Genomic DNA, 16,999 nt, shown 5'->3' on the forward strand with positions numbered 1-16,999 from the left:
TCCATACGAAGAACTTCGTCGAGTCGTCAGCAATAATGAGGTTATGTCACGGGCTCACGCTGTGCCGGCTGTCGAGACCTCGGGGTAAACACGTACGGGAATTGTATCATTACTTGCGGAGCTGATTCCCTCTTCAGTCAATTCGAGCTCCCATGTGAAGCCACCATTGACAAGTTCATCAGTATAGCCAATCTTACTGTCGCCTACTACTCCCCGTACATCGCGCCACCCGTTCTCGGTATATATCTCGAAGTTAAATGAGTCGCTGGTACCTCGTTCGTTGGCATGTAGACTGATCTCAGCAGTTTCCCCATAATTGAACGAGAGTCCATCTACACGGAGTGACTCTTCGTCTGTATCGCCCCACCTGAGATTGTCTGAATCATACGGCTTAGGATGTCTATTGAACTCGCTGTTTTCACAGACGAACTCATTAGGAGCGTCGGTAGGGTTCCCTTCAGGACGAATATTCCCACTTTCATTTCCACCTTGCATTCCGAGACACCCGGATAAACCTACAATCCCTGTAGATCCGAGTAAGAATGAGCGTCTTTTCACTAATTTAGGACACAGTGGTTGAGAATAAGTACTTTCGGGAGAAATAGAATTCCAAAACGAACAGGTACTCTGTGACCGGATTCAATAAGCAGGTTTCATCGACCAGCTGTTTCAGGTGAAAATATGGCGGAAGAATAGAATTTCAACAGAGCCGTTTCCTACTAATTCTGGATGTTTATATACGAAGACGTGTGATTCTTGACTAGTGACAGCACGCGCAGGGCAGGCCCCAACGGGGTCACGGTGGGAGCGCCTCGGGCCACGGAGGCGTCTTGACAGCGCGGGCTATGAATCTACACCGAAAGATTACGACGTAGACGGACTTTACACCACGGATTCTGGCGCGCTTGTCGAAGCACGATCCTTCGACATGACGTTCCGCGAAATGGTTGACGGCGTTCTGACAACCTACCCGCGCGAGCAACAGGTCCGACACGATCGCTCTGTTACGCTAGAAGATCTTGTCGCCGAAATACCTGCCTGCTACCTCCGATTCTACGACACTCTCGACCACGAACAGGGCGACCCGAAACCTTGGGAAGCTGTCTTCCGAGCGCATGTGCTCCGCTGCATGAAGGGCTGGAAAGGTGCAACAGCTCTCTGGAGATATCTCAAACAGAAGCCGTTTCTCAGCACGCAGCTCGGCTTCGACGGCATCCCTAATCAGTCCACACTCTGGCGGGCATGGAACGGCCGTCTCGAAGATGTCCGCGACGCCGTTCGGGATGCCGCTGAGGTCGTCGTGGATATCGCTCGATACCACGACATTCCTGCGCCCGAACCCTCGTTTCTACCCAACCAGCCGACGGATACAGTCACACGTTCGAAAAGCAAGGATACGCTCGCTCGTGAGAAGGCCCGCGAGGTTTGGAAGGGTGCGAAACCCATCGTCGAGGACTGTTTCCACCTTGACCGCAGCGGAAACGCAAGTATTCCCGAAGGCGCATTCTGGGAACAGCAGTCATACCTCGGGATGCGGACTGATATGCACCCGAACGACGGCGCACAGTCCTTTGCCGCCGACTCTACCCGAACGAAGACGCCGTCTGGCGACTCCCACCGGCTCCAGACAAAGGATCTCGGCGTCGGACGTATCCGGACAATGCTCCGGGAGACTAGCCGGACACTCGTTAAGCAGGCGAAATCCAAGGACAAGATGGGCCGCAAGCAGATGGCAGCCATCGACATCACGAAAGGCAACCCGTGGGATGGAGAGATCACCCGAGATCGGAGCGGACAGAATCAGGAACCGTGGATTCTTGGGTACAAAGGTGACGACGGGCCGTTCTTCCAGTGGGCAGTTATCAAACTCGTCGGTCATGACGTCCCGCTCATACTCGATGCCGTCCCAGTTGAACGCGGCCGGAAGCGAGCAGATCTCGTAGACGATCTACTTGATGGTGCAACAGATATTGTCCCCGATCTGGACCTCGTGATGATGGACCGCGAGTTCGCCAACGATGGCGTGAAAGACGCCTGCGAGAAGCACGACGTTCACTACCTGAATCCGGGCGTTGTGCGCTCCAGCAGCGACCACGAACACCAGATTGCCAAGCTCGCCAGCGAGAACAGAGACTTCGACGTGGTCAAGCAAAAGCGTCTGGACGACGGGCCAGCACGAAAGGCAGTTTACCTCCCAAAGCGCGAGTGGGAACGTGAAGACGAAGATGACGATGAGAATGACGTGACGATTCGGCAGGAACTCATCGAGGAGTTCGAAGATATTGGCGAGACAACGCCGCTCTCAGAGGACCGCGACGGCAACTCACCGCTGGGAAATTTCCTTGATGAGGTGCATGAGGAAGAGGAGATCGTGGAGCCAGCGCGGGTTGAAGCACCGACGGTGCCGTTCGAGACGAACCTTCCGTGGGTGGACGTCAATCCTTCGGACGACCGGGAGATGAAACACCAGATTGGGCGACTGATGGTCCGATACAAACGCCGGTGGGGCATTGAAAACGGGTTTAAGAAGCTGAAGACGTTCCTCGCGGAGACACAGTCGCCCGACCACCGGTTCCGGTACTTCAACTTCGCGTTCGCCTGCGTGTTGTACAACTGCTGGCGACTCGTGGATATCCTCGTGCAGTTGGAACTCCACGGTGAGGTCGGCGACCAGCCGGCGGTCTCTTCGAACTCGTTCCTGACATTTGCCAAGAAGAACTACGGTCTCGATCCACCCGACTAATTTCTCGTCTCCTCTGAGCTTGCTCGATCGTGAGCGGCGGCGCTGGCCTAACCGGCGATTTTCTATCGGATTTGTGAACGCTACGCGATAGGTCTCTCAGAAACGCATTTCGAGACCCGCTCGGCCACTTCTTTCAGATGACTTAGCCTCGAAACCTGTGCATCATAGGCCCATCTTCGCAACATCAGTGCAGAGGGACGTACAAACCGTATAACGCTATACAAAATCTTCCAAAAATCAGGGACACAGTTTCGGAGGATAGACCAGTTTTGGGTTGAATCGCTATCAACCGGGCGCGTAGGCGTCTGCCACACAATCACGAAGTTCCTCGGGCGTCGTCCACGTGTACGCACGGTCCACACGCTCCATCGAGAGGAGATAGTGTGCGAACATCCCGTCGTAGGCCGCGTACTGTTCCTCCTCAGTCTCGTAGATCCGGTAAAACGCTCGCGTCTGGTCCCGGTAGGTCGGCTGATCGATATAGCCTGCTTCCCACGCGTGCCCGCCGTGGGAGTGTTCGTACACCCCCACGAGATGATTCGCGTAGCTGACCAGCAGTTTGAATTTCGACGTGAAGAACTCCGAGACATCCAGAATATCGTCCATCAGGAACGCGTCGACCCCGTCATCGGAGTTCGAGGCTGCGGCATCGCTCGCGAGTTGGTCGCGAACAGCTTCCAATCGTGGCCGCTCCTCCTCACCGTAGGAACCGAGAACGAAATAGGACGTGTTGTTGATGAATCGTCCGAGGTCCTCGTGCATCGCAGTCTGGATCGCCTCGACCCGTTCGGGTGTGAGCGTCTCGCCCGGCTGGTCACCTAATTTGTCGATCACTACACGGGTTGCGTCGTCGTTGGTCATACTGGGCATCATTCACCATCGCCACCTAACGGTACGGAAATACGACCGGAAGTGGAATACGCAAGCACTCTGGACACCACTTCGAGCTTCACCGAAATGGTTATCCGACCGGGGGACAAACACCTATACACAATGTCCCGGCCTGACGCCACCCCGCTCACGCCAGCCGAGAACTCGGCCGGCCTCGATCCGATCGCAGCGTTGAGTGTCCTCGACGACACGACCCGTGCGAATATCATCGGGACAATCGTCGGTCATCCGAAAGGCGCGCCCTCGAAGAAGGAACTCGAATACTACAATCCGAGCGTCGCCGCGTCGACGATCACCGACCACCTCATCCGGCTGGAGGAAGTGGGACTGATCGAGGCCATCGAACGAGATCGTGAAGGACTCGAACGGGGCCAACCGTACCGGTTCTTTCAGCTGACCGACGCCGCCCGCGAACTGTTCGACCGAAACAACCTCTTTGAGCCCGACGCATACCGAGAGCTGTTCGTCGAAGTCGAGAAAACAGACGAAATCGAGGCCGCCGAAGCCGTCGAGCGTCCGAACGGACGAAACTGAAATCCACCTCAAGGTGTACGTTTTGCCGGACGGAGAACTCGACGTCTGGGATATTCCGGAAGCGTTACCAGCGCAAAGCTGACAAGAGAGATCAGTCTCGATTTCGATTCAGAACAGACGAATCGAACAGAAGGCACGCATCAATTCTATTCTCCGAGGTTGTGGGTTGCGAATGCTTCTGAAAACGTTCACTGATTCGCCTCTATGTGGGGCAATTCCCGATAGAAATGGCCGCAATCACTCTCCGATAACCATCACAGAAGCAAAATTATTGCACAAACACCGATTATCGCGGTGAAATCCACGTCAGCAAATAGGGTGGGGTCGTTCACAGCGACTCGTACAGCGACCGGTACCGATCTGCGATCGCGTCGAGCGAGAACGACTCGCTGCGCGCCGCCGCGTTCGACCCCAGTCGCTCCCGGATCGCGGGGTCGGACAGGCGGCGGATCGCGTCGGCGAACGCCTCGGTCTCGTCGCCCGCGGCGGCGGGATCGACCTTCAGACAGTCCTCGCCGTCGTCGAGCCACGAGAACGTCTCGATGTCACGGACGACCACGGCCTTCCCGGCGGTCATCGCTTCCAACAGCGCGATCCCCTCGTTCTCCTCGTGGGTCGGGAACAGGAACACGTCGCCGGCGGCGAACGCGCCCCGGATGTCGTCGACGAAGCCGGTGAACGTGCAGTTGTCCGGTGACTCCTCGATGAGTCGCGTGGTCTCGCGCCCCTTCAGGGAGAGGTCGAGCGGGCCGAACCACGCGAAGTCGACCTCGGGCAGTTCGCGGGCCAGATCGACGAACGTCGCCAACCCCTTTCGCTTTATGACGTGGCCGACGAGGAAGACGGTCGGCGGGTCGAGGTCGTAGCGCTCGCGGTACTCGGCCTCCAGCGACTCGAAGCCGGCGAGTTTCTCGCGGTCGACGCCGTTCGAGATGACGGTCGTCGGCGCGTCGGTGTACCCCTCGATCACGCCGCGGTTGTACTCGGAGGGACAGACCAGCGCGTCCGCGAGCCCGTACGCCCGGCTGAGATAGGGCTTGAGGGGTTTCGCGAGCGCGTTGGTGAACCGGAAGCTGTTGCCGAAGTCCTCCGCGGTGACGTGAGTGTGCGCGACCACGGGGATCCCGCGATCGCTCGCACGCTTGGCGTACCAGACCGAGCGCGGCCCCATTAGGTTGCAGTGGAGCACGTCGGCGTCGAGCGTCGGCTCGGTCGTGTATGCGATCTCCTCGCGGTCGAGCATCTTCCGCTGGTGAACGACCGACTCCCGGATGCCGCCGGTGACGTGATCTTCGAACTCGAAGTAGTGGCTGACCTTCATCGCGAACTCACCGCGGGATCGTCGTGGAGTCGCGGTTCGGAGCGGTGACGATCACTCCACTTCCAGCCACGGGACCTCCATCAGCGGCGGGATGTGCGTCTCGATGTGGTGTTCCCACACGCCCTCCTCGCCGAACGCCTCGCCGTGGTCGGCGGTGACGACCACCGTGCCGTCCAGCTCCTCGACGAACTCGGCGACGGACTCCAGGGCGATCCGGAGGTTCTCCTCGTAGAGCTTGAGCGCGGTCACGCGGGTGCCGTCTTTCACGAGGTCCGTGGGGTCGAGCTCCAGCCACAGTCCCGCCTTCTGGGCGAACTCGCTGTCGTCGAGCCGGCTCTCGATCTTCGGCCGGACCGAGTCGCTGAGCGACGAGAGGAGCCCGCCGTCGTTGGTGGCGTCGCCGCCCTCGACCGCCTCCTCTTCCTGCCGTTTGATCCCCTTCTGGATCTGCTTGAGCTTCTGGCCCTTCCCGCGAGAGAGGTACGGGGCGTGCGGCTGCATGTAGTGAAGGACGGTCCGGTCGGCGCGCTCGACGGCGTCGAGGTTGTTGCGGTACGCCCCCGCGATCCCCTCCGGCGGAACGGTGCCGAGGTCGTCGTCCCACCCGGTCTTCCAGACGTCGTGGATGTCGCTGATGTGGTCGGAGGCGGTCCACTCGTAGTCGCAGCTCGCGCCCCACTTCAGCTCGTTCAGCGGGATTCCCAGGTCGTTGATGAAGGGATTCCCCGAGAAGTACGCGATGTCGTGGTCGCCGGTGAACGTCCGGGAGGCCCACTCCGGCGTCGACGATCCGACGCTCCGACGCTTCTGTAAGTCGCCGTCGAGGTACTCGTCGTACACGTCCTCGAACACGTCGTAGCGGCACGCGTCCAACACCAGACAGTAGTCCCACTCCGATTCGAGGAACCGCTGATCGTCCATGAGTACGCCACCGTACCCCGCCGACGGTTGTATTCTTGTTGGTGCCGTCTCGGAAGGCGAATTCCGCCCCTCTCCGCTTGAAACGCCGGATGTGCGGCAATCTCTGCTCCTCCGTCTGGGCGGTGTCAGGCGCGCGCGCCGAGCGGGAACCGATCAGACGTTTCAAGTCCGCCAGCGCGTCATACTCCCCATGGACGGGAGCCAGCGGCGGGGACTCGTCGTCGGCGGGATCGCGGCGCTCGCGGTCCTCGCCGTCCTCTTCGTCGTCGTCGGAGCGGACCGGGTGATCGAGACGCTGCGTTCGGCGGACCGAGCGTTGGTCGCGGCGACGTTCGGGCTCGCGCTCTGCTGGCTGGTCGCGTGGAGCCTCATGCTCCGAACCGTGCTCGGCTCGCTCGACGTCGATCTCCCGGTCACCACGTCTTTCCTCGTCTACTCCGGGGCGGTCTTCGCCAACAACGTCACCCCGTTCGGGCAGGCGGGCGGCGAGCCGGTGGCGGCCGCGCTCATCTCGCGGGTCTCCGGGTCGCGCTACGAGACGGGGCTCGTCGGGATCGCCAGCGTCGACGTGCTCAACGTCGTCCCGTCCATCTCGATCGTGCTCCTCGGCGTCGGCTACTACGCGACGACCGCCGCGGTCGGCGAGCGCCTCGAAGTCGCCGTCGCGGTCGCCGTCGCGCTGATCGCGGCGATCGTCACGGGAATCGGCCTCGGCTGGCGGTACCGGCGGGTCGTCGTCGACCGCCTCCCGAGCGCGGTCGGCGGGCTTGCCGGGCGGGTGGACCGGTTCGACGCCGACACCGTCGAGGCCGGGATCGCCAACCGGCTACGGAACTTCTTCGAGGACATCGAGCGCGTCGGGACGAGCCCCGGACGGCTTGCCGCCGCGGTCGGGCTCTCGCTCTCCGGCTGGCTGTTTCAGGCGGCCGCGCTCACGGTCGCGTTCGCCGCCGTCGGCCATCAGGTCTCGCCGGTGATCCCGCTTTTCGCCGTCCCGCTGGCGTACGTCGCGGGCGCGACCCCACTCCCCGGCGGGCTGGGCGGGATCGAGGCGGCGTTCGTCGCCCTCCTCGTCCCGACGACCGGCGTCCCGGCGTCGGCGGTCACCGCCGCCGTGCTCGTGTTCCGCGGCGGCGTCTACTGGATGCCGGTGGCGATCGGCGGAGCGTCGGCGTCGGTGCTCGGCGTCCGCACGGTTCGGTAGCGGCGGCGAGGGCGTCTCGGATCGGTCGGAAGCGAATCACCACGCGTGGGAGACAGTCGGGGACTCGAAGAAACCAAATCGTCGGGACCGTCATGCGCCGCGCGACCAGCGAACGGGTACGACGATCCCGTTAATCCTCGTCGGCAGCTGAACGCTCACACTGCTCAAACGTCCGCTGTTACTGGGTGAGCAACCCACCGTCGATAATTATCGGTTGTCCCATTACGTACGAAGCGTCCTCGGAACAGAGCCAGACGACGGTGTCAGCTATCTTTCTACGAGGAGAGAATCCCGGCGTTTACGCCGGGAGTGAATCCGACAACGCTGACACAATCCACCACAGACGGTAGGTCGGATATTCCACGCTCATCCACACCATTAAGTGAGTTTGTCTACATAGGCTATGTATGGCGATTAAGGCCACACGCACCTACGTTGGTTCCATCCAGAACCACCAACAGGTGTGCGATGGTCTTGATTCGCTCGGAGACTCCGCCTCGAAAATCTGGAACATCGCACGATGGACAGCCGATCGCATCTGGGATGCAACCGGCGAAATCCCGAACGGTGGTGTGCTGAAATCGTATATGAAGAACCAGTCGTGCTGGAAAGACTTGAACGCACAATCCAGTCAGAAAGTCATTGAAGAACTTTCTGACGCCTTCCAGTCATGGTTCGATCTGCGACACAACTCCAGTGAGGCGAATCCCCCCGGCTACCGCAAACACGGCGACACCCGACCCAAGAGTACGGTGACGTTCAAAGAAGACGGGTTCAAACACGATCCTGAGAACAACCGCGTCCGACTCTCGAAAGGCTCAAATCTGAAAGAACACTTCTCAGATTTCCTGCTCTGCGAGTACCAGACTCGACCAGACGTTGACCTCTCGGCGGTCAACAGCGTACAGAATGTTCGTGCCGTCTGGACTGGTGAGAAATGGGAACTTCACTTCGTCTGTAAAGTCGAACTCGAAACAGCGGATTCGGCTGGCGACGGCGTGGCAGGGATCGACCTCGGCATCACAAACATCGCCACGGTCGCGTTTCCCGACGAATACGTGTTGTACCCCGGGAACTCGCTCAAAGAAGACAAACACTACTTCACCAGAACTGAGTACGACACCGAGGGAGAGAGTGGCCCGTCAGAGCAGTCGATGTGGGCGCGTCGGAAACTCTCCGAACGTGAGACACACTACTACCACACGCTGACGGACGCCATCATCACGGAGTGTGTCAAACGCGGTGTCGGTACGCTCGCGGTGAGTTGGCCCGAAGACGTGCGTGAGTCAGACTGGGGCAAGACCGGTAACAAGAAACTGCACTCGTGGGCGTTCGATCGTCTCTACCAGTACCTCGAATACAAAGGCGAGATGCGCGGTGTTGAGGTGCTGAAAGAGAACGAGTGGAACACCTCGAAGACGTGTTCCAAGTGCGGTGACGATACAAAATCGAACCGTGTCGAACGTGGCCTGTACGTCTGCTCGTCGTGCGGGTTGGTAGCCAACGCAGATTGTAACGGAGCGGAGAACATGCGACAGAAGATAACTCCGAGTCCTCACGGTGAGGATAGGAGTAACGGCTGTGTGGCACAGCCATCGACACACTTGTTCGACCGCGAGAGCGGGACGTTTCACACGAGAGAACAAGTCGTGTCGTAGACCAGCAAATATCCCACCTGCGGTACGGGAAGCCTCGCCGTTTACGGCGAGGAGGATGTCACCTCCCGGGGGTCACCGAGACGTCCTGCGGGGATACCCGCAGTGATGCGGTCCAACTCCTCAGCGTTGTCCTCGCCCGCCTGTTGGACCATCGGCGTGTCGATGACGCCCGGACAGACGGCGTTGAAGCGGATTCCGTCTTCGGCGTAGTCAACCATCGCCCGTCGGGTGAGTCCGATAACGCCGTGTTTACTGGCGGCGTAGTGTGCGCTCCCGTTCGCGCTCACGCCGGCGGCCGAGGAGGTGTTGACAACGGCCCCCCCACCGCGTTCGATCATCTCCGGTATCTCGGCTTTCAGACACCGCCAGACCCCCTTCAGGTTCACGTCGATCATCCGATCCCACTCCGCCTCGTCGTAGTCGGCGAGATGGGCACCCTCATCCGCGATGCCAGCGTTGTTGTGTGCGAAGTCCAGCCCGCCATACTCGTCGAGCGCCGTCTGTACCATCGCGGCTACATCGTCGGAGTCGGTGACGTCTGTCCTGACGAACGTCGCTTCACCGCCGTCACTCTCGATCATCTCGATCGTCTCGTGGCCGCCGTCCTCGTCGATATCGGCGACAACAACCTTCGCTCCCGCCTCGGCGAACCGAAGCGACGACTGTCGACCGATTCCCGACCCGCCGCCAGTGACGACCGCGACTCCGTCCTGTATTCCGTGCATGATATCAATCGCCACGCCGTTGGACGTGACGTGATATCTATTAACAAACTTTCGTGATATACTTATCGGGGGTGTCGGTGAGTAGCACCATCGTTACGGACGTCGGATTCACGCACTCCCCGCTCTATGAGCGGTCCATGCCCTCCGTGAGTTCCATGTGCTGACCGTATTCGGAGCGGAAAGCCACACTCGATCAGAAGAACAGCCAGATGACGAGCAGCGCGTACAGCACCACGAGCGCGATGATCGTCAGCCGGATCAGGATGTTAACGCTGAAGACGAGCCCGTTGTAGTCGTTTTTCAGGAGCTTGAGCGGGCGGGTCCGCTGGCTGGTCAGGCCGATCGTCGCGGGGGCCACGTCGTCGTCGGCGCGCTCGATCGCCTCGCGCAGGGCGTCGGTGTCCGACCGCGTCGTGTTCGCGAGCTCGTGGATAGAGGCGTGGGTGTCCGTCGAGAAGATGAGCATCTCGTCGAACTCCTCGCGGTAGTCGGCCGCCAGCTCCCGTACGTCGGGCGTGACCCCGTTGGTGTCGATCCCCATCAGCAGGACCCCCTGTCCGTCGACCGACTCGACGAGCGCCGCCACGTCCTGATCCGCGCGGCGGACCGCGAAGCCCGCCGCGTAGTCGTGGAGGGGCGCCTCGGCGAGCCGGTCGCGGAAGTCGTCGAAGTGGCGTTTCAACCGGTCCGCCTCCGAGGAGCCGTACAGCACCTCCTTCTCCGGCCCGTTCTGGAGGTCGTGTTTGTGGAGGTCCACGAGCAGCACATCCGACTCGTCGACGTCGCCCATGAACACGCCCGTGTCGTAGTCGTCGATCCCCTCGCCGTGGAGGAAGATCACCTGCTTGTCGCCGATCCGCCGGCCGTAAAACTCGATCTCGCCGTAGTCGTGGCTCACCAGCCGCGACGCGCGGTCGACGCGCTCGGGATCGGCGACGGCGTCGAGGATCGTCTCGGCGTCGTCCGGGTTCGAGAGGTCCTCCTTGTGCGTGCAGGGGACGTGCAGGAAGAACCCGCTTTCGCCTCCCTCGCCGTCGTTCAGGGCGTCGATGACGTTCCCGCTCAGCTGGCCCCCGCCGAACCCGCCGAGCGGGCCGGGGTGGACCCAGGGGGCGGCGAGCGTCAGCCGGTCGCCGTTGTCGATCGCGAGCGTCTCGACGGCGGGCTCGGCCTCGACGCCCAGATCGAGGGAGGCGCGGTCGTTTCGCAGGATGCCGGAGGTGAGCTCGAACGCGGAGACGTCGGTGTTGCTCCTGATGAGGTAGTCCACGATCCAGAGCACCAACACGAGGAACGCCGCCGCGATGAGCAGCGAGGCGAACGCGAACACGTGTCGGTACGTCGTGAATCCGAGGTCGCCGCCGGCGAACGCGTAGAAGGCGGCGATGAGCGCCGCCGGCTCCGCGAGAGAGACGGCGAGGATGCGCTTGTAGCGGTCGATTCCCGTCGAGACGACGAGCGCGAGGATGTTGATCAGGTAGACCGTGATAAAGAGGAGCCAGACGATGCTCCAGGCGTTCCCCACGTTGTCGGCCCCCGAGAGGACCAGCATGTAGACGAACAACACGAACTGGTTGAACAGAGCCAAAAAGAAGCTCCACGTCCGGGGGTACCGCGGGAGGACGCGGTGGAACAGCTCCCCCGCGAACAGGAACGGAAGCAGGAAGAGCAGGACCGCGACCGGAAGGAGCGTCGACGGCTCCGGGGACAGCGGCGTGAACTCCGAGAAGGCGGCGAACGCGACGACGCTGTAGACGACCCCGAGGACCGCCATCGCGGGGAGCTGCCGCGAGAGCGGCGGCACGCTGAACACCAGCCGCTGGAAGACGTCGACGTTGTCGGCGCCCATCTACGACACCCCGTATATCTCCTCCAAGTCGTCGATCGTTCGCTCGACGGAGAACTCCTCGACCGCCGCGCGGGTCGGCCTGTCGCCGTCGAGGCAGTCGACGACGGCGTACTCCATCTCGTCGAGGTCGCCGTGCGCGAACCGGGCGCCGTTGTCCGGTCCGATGGTGCGATCGAACGGGGGCACGTCGGCGGCGGCGACCGGGGTCCCGCAGGCGTTCGCCTCCAGCGTCGAGAGACCGAGCGTGTCGCAGGTGGAGGCGGTGACGAAGGCGTCGAGCGCGGAGTAGAACGCCGGGAGGTCCTCGCGCGGGAGGAAGTCGCGGAACCGGACGTTCTCCGGGGCGCCCGCTTCGAGGTCGTCGCGGACCGGCCCTTCGCCCACCAGCTCGAACCGCATGTCGGGTCGCCGGTCGGCGAGCCGGAGGATCTCGTCGACGTGCTTCTTCCGGGTCATCCGACCGCTGTAGCCCACCGTCGGCTCGTCCCTCTCGAACTTCGAGTCCGTCACCGGCCGGAACGTGTCGGTCTCGATGCCCACCGGGAGCTTCCGCGGCGTCACGGTCCGTCGTATCCGCGAGGTGGACGCGGTGACGCAGTCGAACGACCGGAGGAACCGGTTCTCGTAGGCCACGTACGCCCGGCCGGCGATCCCGGCCAGCGACTCCAGTTTCAGCCCCTGGACGAAGTATTCCTCCACGGGAGTGTGGTGGGTGTACACGGATGTCACGCCGCGCTTCTTCGCGTAGCGGCGGCCCATCAGGCCGGTGGAGGCCGGCCCGTGGCAGTGGACCACGTCCAGATCGGGAAGCGTCGAGAGGCGTCGGTACAGCGGAACGCGGTACTGGCGGTAGAAGGGGTTCGGCAGCGACGGCACGGGGATCTCGCGGTCGTCGGGGTCGTGGCTGCTCGCCGGGTAGACGACGTACACGTCGTGGCCGCGGTCTTCGAGCCGGTCCCGCCACGCGCGGATCGTGTACGTCACCCCGTCGATGCCGGGAAAGTAGCTGTCAGTGAAGAATCCGATGTTCATGCGAGGGCTTGCGGTCTCCGCGTCGTCTGTCGCGCGCCGCCACCGGAGGACTCACCGGAGTCGGGCGACTGCGCCGATCCGTCGCGAACCGCATCCGCGGCCGGAAGCGCCATCGCGGCCGGAAGCGCCATCGCGGCCGGAGGAGGCGTCGTGTCTCGGGCCGCCGCCGTACCGCCGTCGCGATCGGATCGACCCGCAGCGCCGTCGGCGTGTCCAGACTGTGCCACGGTTGTTACGTCGCGGATTTCCCTCGGACGGGCATCAACATTTTCATTTCCCGACCGCAGCGGTCCCAGAACCCCGGACGGCCCACCGCCCCGGAGCCACATCATTAACCCCCCCGGCGCGCGAATCTCCGCCCATGCTCACCACCGATCGGATGGCGGCGGTCGACGCCAACGCCGCCGCCCTCGGCGTCCCGCGGAAGCAGCTGATGGAGTCGTCCGGCAACGCGGTCGCCCGCGAGGTCCGGTCGATCGCGGACCCGGGCGCGGGCGTCGAGCTGCTCTGTGGGCGCGGGAACAACGGCGGGGACGCGTTCGTCGCGGCGCGGTTCCTCTCGGCGTACGACGTGACCGTGCGCCTGCTCGGGCGCCCCGAGTCGATCCGGACCGAAATCGCCCGCGAGAACTGGGCCGCCCTCGGCGCCGCGGAGATCCCGACCGAGACGGTCGCCGACGCCCACGATCTCCCCGCGCTCGACGATCCGGACGTGATCGTCGACGCGATGCTAGGGAGCGGAATCACCGGCGCGCTCCGGGAGCCGGAGCGCACCGCGGTGCGGCTGGCGAACGAAAGCGACGCCGCGGTCGTCGCCGTCGACGTGCCCACCGGGATCGACGCCGACGCCGGTGAGCCGACTGGGAGCGGCGACGACGCGGGCGAAACGACTGGGAACGGCGCCGCCGATCCGGTCGCGGTCGACGCCGACCGCGTCGTCACCTTCCACGACGAGAAGCCCGGGCTGGCGGCGCTCGACGCGGACGTGACCGTCGCTGACATCGGTATCCCGGCGGCCGCGGAGCGGTTCACCGGTCCCGGCGACCTGCTCGGGATCGCGCGCGATCCAGACTCGCACAAGGGCGAGAACGGCGAGGTGCTGGTGATCGGGGGTGGTCCGTACACCGGCGCGCCCTCGCTTTCGGCCCGGTCGGCGCTCCGGACCGGCGCCGACCTCGTGCGCGTCGCCTGTCCGGAGACGGTCGCGCGGACCGTGCAGGGGTACTCCGCCGACCTGATCGTCCGCGGGCTCCCGGGCGACCGGATCGGCCCCGCCCACGTCGACCGCGCGCTGGAGCTTGCCGCCGGCAACGACGTAGTCGTGCTCGGGCCGGGACTCGGCGACGGTGAAGGCGTCCGCGAGTTCGTCCGGCGGTTCCTGTCGCGGTACGACGGGCGCGCCGTCGTCGACGCCGACGCGCTGCGGGTCGTCCCCGAGATCGACGCGGACGCCGAACTGATCTGTACGCCGCATCAGGGCGAACTGGTCGGAATGGGCGGCGAGACCGCCGACGACCCCGACGAGCGCGCGGCGCTCGCGCGATCGTTCGCCGACGAGATCGGGCACACCCTGCTCGTGAAGGGCGCGACGGACGTGGTCACGGACGGCGACGCGGTCCGACTGAACCGGACGGGCAACCCGGGGATGACCGTCGGCGGGACCGGCGACGTGCTCGCGGGCGCGGTGGGTGCGCTCGCCGCCGTGACCGATCCGTTCCACGCCGCCGCGGTCGGGAGCTACGTCAACGGGCTGGCCGGCGACGCGGCGGCCGAGCATCTGGGGGACGGCCTCGTGGCGACGGACTTACCCGACCGGCTTCCCGAGGCGATGCGTGATGAGTGACGAGCGCGCTGACGACTCCGCCGACGAGGGAGCCGACACCGACGACCTGACCCACACCGACGCGTCCGGCGAGGTCAGGATGGTCGACGTGGGCGACAAACCCGACACGAGCCGCCGAGCGGTCGCACGCGGCGAGATCCGGCTGACGCCCTCCACGATCGCGGCGGTCGAGGCCGACGGGGTCGGGAAGGGCGACGTGCTCGCGACCGCGCGAGTGGGCGCGGTGCAGGCCGTCAAACACACCTGGGAGACGATCCCGATGTGCCACCAGATCCCGATCACGAACGTCGACACCGAGTTCGCGGTCGGCGACGACCGGATCGAGCTGACGGTCGCCGTCGAAACGACCGGGAAGACCGGCTGCGAGATGGAGGCGTTAGAGGGGGTGACCACCGGCCTCAACGTGGTCTGGGACATGGTGAAGGCCGCGGAGAAGGACGCCGACGGCGGGTATCCGGACACCGGGATCACGGGCGTCGAGGTCGTCGCGAAGGAGAAACGGGCGCTCGACGAGTAGCCGAACCGCGGGAAGGGACCGCCTCGGAGGCCTCAGAACAGCCCGTTCACGTTCCCGTCGGCGTCCACGTCGATGTCCTCCGCGGCCGGCTCGGCGGGGAGCCCCGGCATCGTCATCACGTCCGCGGTCTTGACGACGACGAACCCGGCGCCCGCCGACGGCGAGGCCTCGCGGACGGTGAGCGTCCACCCCTCCGGCACGCCCGTGAGAGAGGGGTCGTCGGCGAAGGCGTACGGCGTCTTCGAGAGGCAGACCGGGAGGTCGCCGTACCCCCACGCCTCGACGCGGTCGATGTCCTCGTCGGCGCCCTCGACGTACTCCACGCCGTCGGCGCCGTACACCTCGCGGGCGACGGTTTCGATCTTCTCGCGGATCGGCGCGTCGAGGTCGTACAGCGGCGCGAACTCGCCGGTCCCGGCGCGCTCGCGGACCAGCTCCGCGAGCGTCATCGCCCCCTCGCCGCCGTCGCGGTAGGCGGTCGAGCGCGCGACCGGAACGTCGGCGTCGGCCAGCGTCGACTCCAGGGCCGCGAGCTCCGACTCCGCGTCGTCCGCGAAGACGTTGACCGCGACGACCGCGGGAATTCCGAACGATTCCACGACCTCGACGTGGCGTATCACGTTGTCGACGCCGGCTCGCACCGCCCCGGGGTCCGTCTCCGCCAGCGCGTCGAAGTCGGTCGGCCACAGCTCCAGCCCGTGTCGCTTCGCGCCGCGGACCGTCGCGACGACCACCGCCACGTCCGGGACGATCCCCTCGCGGGCGACGATGTGCGCGAACTTCTCGGCACCGAGGTCCGCGCCGAAGCCGGCCTCGGTGACGAGGTAGTCGGCCAGCGACGCGCCGACGCGGTCGGCCACGAGCGTGTTGGTCCCGTGCGCGATGTTGGCGAACGGGCCGCCGTGGACCAGCGCCGGGACGCCCTCGACCGTCTGGACGAGGTTCGGGCGGAAGGCGTCGCGCAGGAGCGCCGCCGCGGCCCCCGTGACGCCGAGGTCGTCCGGCGTGACCGGGTCACCGTCGGCGTCCTCGGCGAGCACGATCCGCCCGATCCGGGCCTTGAGGTCCGACAGGTCCTCGGCGAGCCCGAGGACGGCCATCAGCTCCGAGGCGGCGGTGATGACGAACTCGTCTTCCCTCGGAACCGCGCTCGCGGGGCCGCCGAGCCCCACGACGGTCTCGCGGAGCGCGCGGTCGTTCACGTCGAGCGCGCGGGGCCAGTCGACGCGGCGCACGTCGACCTCCGCGTCGTTGCCCCGGTGGAGGTGGTTGTCGAGCGCCGCGGCGAGCAGGTTGTGCGCAGCCGTGAGCGCGTGGATGTCGCCGGTGAAGTGGAGGTTGATCGCCTCCATCGGGAGCACCTGCGAGTACCCGCCGCCCGCGGCGCCGCCCTTGACCCCGAAGACGGGGCCGAGCGAGGGCTCACGGACCGCGACCGCCGCGGACTCTCCCAGTCCCGAGAGCGCCTGCCCGAGCCCCACCGAGGTCACGGTCTTGCCCTCGCCTTTCGGCGTCGGGGTCATCCCCGTGACGAGGACGGTCGTCCCGTCGGGCTCGCCCGCGGTCGCCGAGCGAACCGCCGACTGCGTGAGCTTCGCGATCCCCTCGCCGCGGGGTTCGATCTCGTCCGGGGTCAGCCCGAGGTCGGCCGCGACGTCCTCGATGGGGCGAGGCGTCGCGGCGCGCGCGACGGCGAGGTCGGACTCCGGTGCGTCGACTGCGTCGGCTCCGTCGACCGCCGGATCTGCGGACACCATACCG

Annotated in this window: 15 protein-coding genes; 6 read left to right on the plus strand and 9 right to left on the minus strand. The window is 64.4% G+C overall.

Annotated elements, in window-relative coordinates:
• Positions 1-54: 54 nt before the first annotated feature.
• Positions 55-495 (minus strand): hypothetical protein, encoded by a 441-nt coding sequence (locus ESO89_RS08150; protein WP_128905041.1) that lies wholly within the window; start codon positions 493-495, stop codon positions 55-57.
• A gap of 433 nt (positions 496-928) precedes the next feature.
• Here ESO89_RS08150 and ESO89_RS08155 point away from each other — a divergent pair, with 433 nt between their 5' ends.
• On the plus strand, positions 929-2,743 hold the full coding sequence (locus ESO89_RS08155; protein ID WP_128905042.1) for a transposase: 1,815 nt from the start codon (positions 929-931) through the stop codon (positions 2,741-2,743).
• A gap of 285 nt (positions 2,744-3,028) precedes the next feature.
• Here the strand turns inward: ESO89_RS08155 and ESO89_RS08160 are convergent, their stop codons facing one another.
• On the minus strand, positions 3,029-3,604 hold the full coding sequence (locus tag ESO89_RS08160) for a hypothetical protein (protein ID WP_128905043.1): 576 nt from the start codon (positions 3,602-3,604) through the stop codon (positions 3,029-3,031).
• Between the two features lie 132 nt (positions 3,605-3,736).
• On the opposite strand from ESO89_RS08160, the gene ESO89_RS08165 reads away from it, so the two are divergent.
• Positions 3,737-4,168: a helix-turn-helix domain-containing protein gene (locus ESO89_RS08165; protein WP_128905044.1), complete on the plus strand. Its 432-nt coding sequence runs from the start codon at positions 3,737-3,739 to the stop codon at positions 4,166-4,168.
• A gap of 328 nt (positions 4,169-4,496) precedes the next feature.
• On the opposite strand, the gene ESO89_RS08170 is transcribed toward ESO89_RS08165, so the two are convergent.
• A complete protein-coding gene (locus ESO89_RS08170; RefSeq protein ID WP_128905045.1) occupies positions 4,497-5,489 on the minus strand; it encodes a glycosyltransferase family 4 protein in 993 nt (330 codons plus the stop codon).
• Between the two features lie 51 nt (positions 5,490-5,540).
• Positions 5,541-6,410 carry a hypothetical protein gene (locus ESO89_RS08175; protein ID WP_128905046.1) on the minus strand — a complete coding sequence of 290 codons (870 nt, stop codon included), beginning with the start codon at positions 6,408-6,410 and terminating at the stop codon, positions 5,541-5,543.
• Between the two features lie 190 nt (positions 6,411-6,600).
• Here ESO89_RS08175 and ESO89_RS08180 point away from each other — a divergent pair, with 190 nt between their 5' ends.
• The gene (locus ESO89_RS08180; RefSeq protein WP_128905047.1) at positions 6,601-7,614 is read left to right on the plus strand and encodes a lysylphosphatidylglycerol synthase transmembrane domain-containing protein; all 1,014 of its coding nucleotides are present in this window, start codon (positions 6,601-6,603) and stop codon (positions 7,612-7,614) included.
• A gap of 178 nt (positions 7,615-7,792) precedes the next feature.
• On the opposite strand, the gene ESO89_RS19195 is transcribed toward ESO89_RS08180, so the two are convergent.
• Complete coding sequence (locus ESO89_RS19195; protein ID WP_277750261.1) at positions 7,793-7,885, minus strand: hypothetical protein; 93 nt, start codon at positions 7,883-7,885, stop codon at positions 7,793-7,795.
• A 136-nt stretch (positions 7,886-8,021) separates the two neighbouring features.
• On the opposite strand from ESO89_RS19195, the gene ESO89_RS08190 reads away from it, so the two are divergent.
• Positions 8,022-9,272, plus strand: a complete 1,251-nt coding sequence (locus ESO89_RS08190) for an RNA-guided endonuclease InsQ/TnpB family protein (RefSeq protein WP_128905048.1) — start codon at positions 8,022-8,024, stop codon at positions 9,270-9,272.
• 41 nt (positions 9,273-9,313) lie between these two features.
• On the opposite strand, the gene ESO89_RS08195 is transcribed toward ESO89_RS08190, so the two are convergent.
• The 3 genes from ESO89_RS08195 to ESO89_RS08205 form a co-directional block, all read right to left on the minus strand.
• Positions 9,314-10,012, minus strand: a complete 699-nt coding sequence (locus ESO89_RS08195) for an SDR family NAD(P)-dependent oxidoreductase (RefSeq protein WP_241686169.1) — start codon at positions 10,010-10,012, stop codon at positions 9,314-9,316.
• Positions 10,013-10,190: 178 nt separating this feature from the next.
• Positions 10,191-11,846, minus strand: a complete 1,656-nt coding sequence (locus ESO89_RS08200) for a DUF2070 family protein (RefSeq protein WP_128905049.1) — start codon at positions 11,844-11,846, stop codon at positions 10,191-10,193.
• A complete protein-coding gene (locus ESO89_RS08205) occupies positions 11,847-12,878 on the minus strand; it encodes a glycosyltransferase (protein ID WP_128905050.1) in 1,032 nt (343 codons plus the stop codon). It lies immediately after the preceding gene.
• A 361-nt stretch (positions 12,879-13,239) separates the two neighbouring features.
• Here ESO89_RS08205 and ESO89_RS08210 point away from each other — a divergent pair, with 361 nt between their 5' ends.
• Both ESO89_RS08210 and moaC read left to right on the plus strand, forming a co-directional pair.
• Positions 13,240-14,721: an NAD(P)H-hydrate dehydratase gene (locus tag ESO89_RS08210; protein ID WP_128905051.1), complete on the plus strand. Its 1,482-nt coding sequence runs from the start codon at positions 13,240-13,242 to the stop codon at positions 14,719-14,721.
• Positions 14,714-15,238, plus strand: a complete 525-nt coding sequence (gene moaC / locus ESO89_RS08215) for a cyclic pyranopterin monophosphate synthase MoaC (RefSeq protein WP_128905052.1) — start codon at positions 14,714-14,716, stop codon at positions 15,236-15,238. The genes ESO89_RS08210 and moaC overlap by 8 nt, the downstream gene beginning before the upstream one ends.
• Before the next feature lie 32 nt (positions 15,239-15,270).
• Here the strand turns inward: moaC and ESO89_RS08220 are convergent, their stop codons facing one another.
• The gene (locus tag ESO89_RS08220) at positions 15,271-16,995 is read right to left on the minus strand and encodes a formate--tetrahydrofolate ligase (protein WP_128905053.1); all 1,725 of its coding nucleotides are present in this window, start codon (positions 16,993-16,995) and stop codon (positions 15,271-15,273) included.
• Positions 16,996-16,999: the final 4 nt, after the last annotated feature.

Origin of the sequence: Halorubrum amylolyticum (assembly GCF_004114995.1) — an archaeon.
Classification (GTDB): Archaea; Halobacteriota; Halobacteria; order Halobacteriales; family Haloferacaceae; genus Halorubrum; species Halorubrum amylolyticum.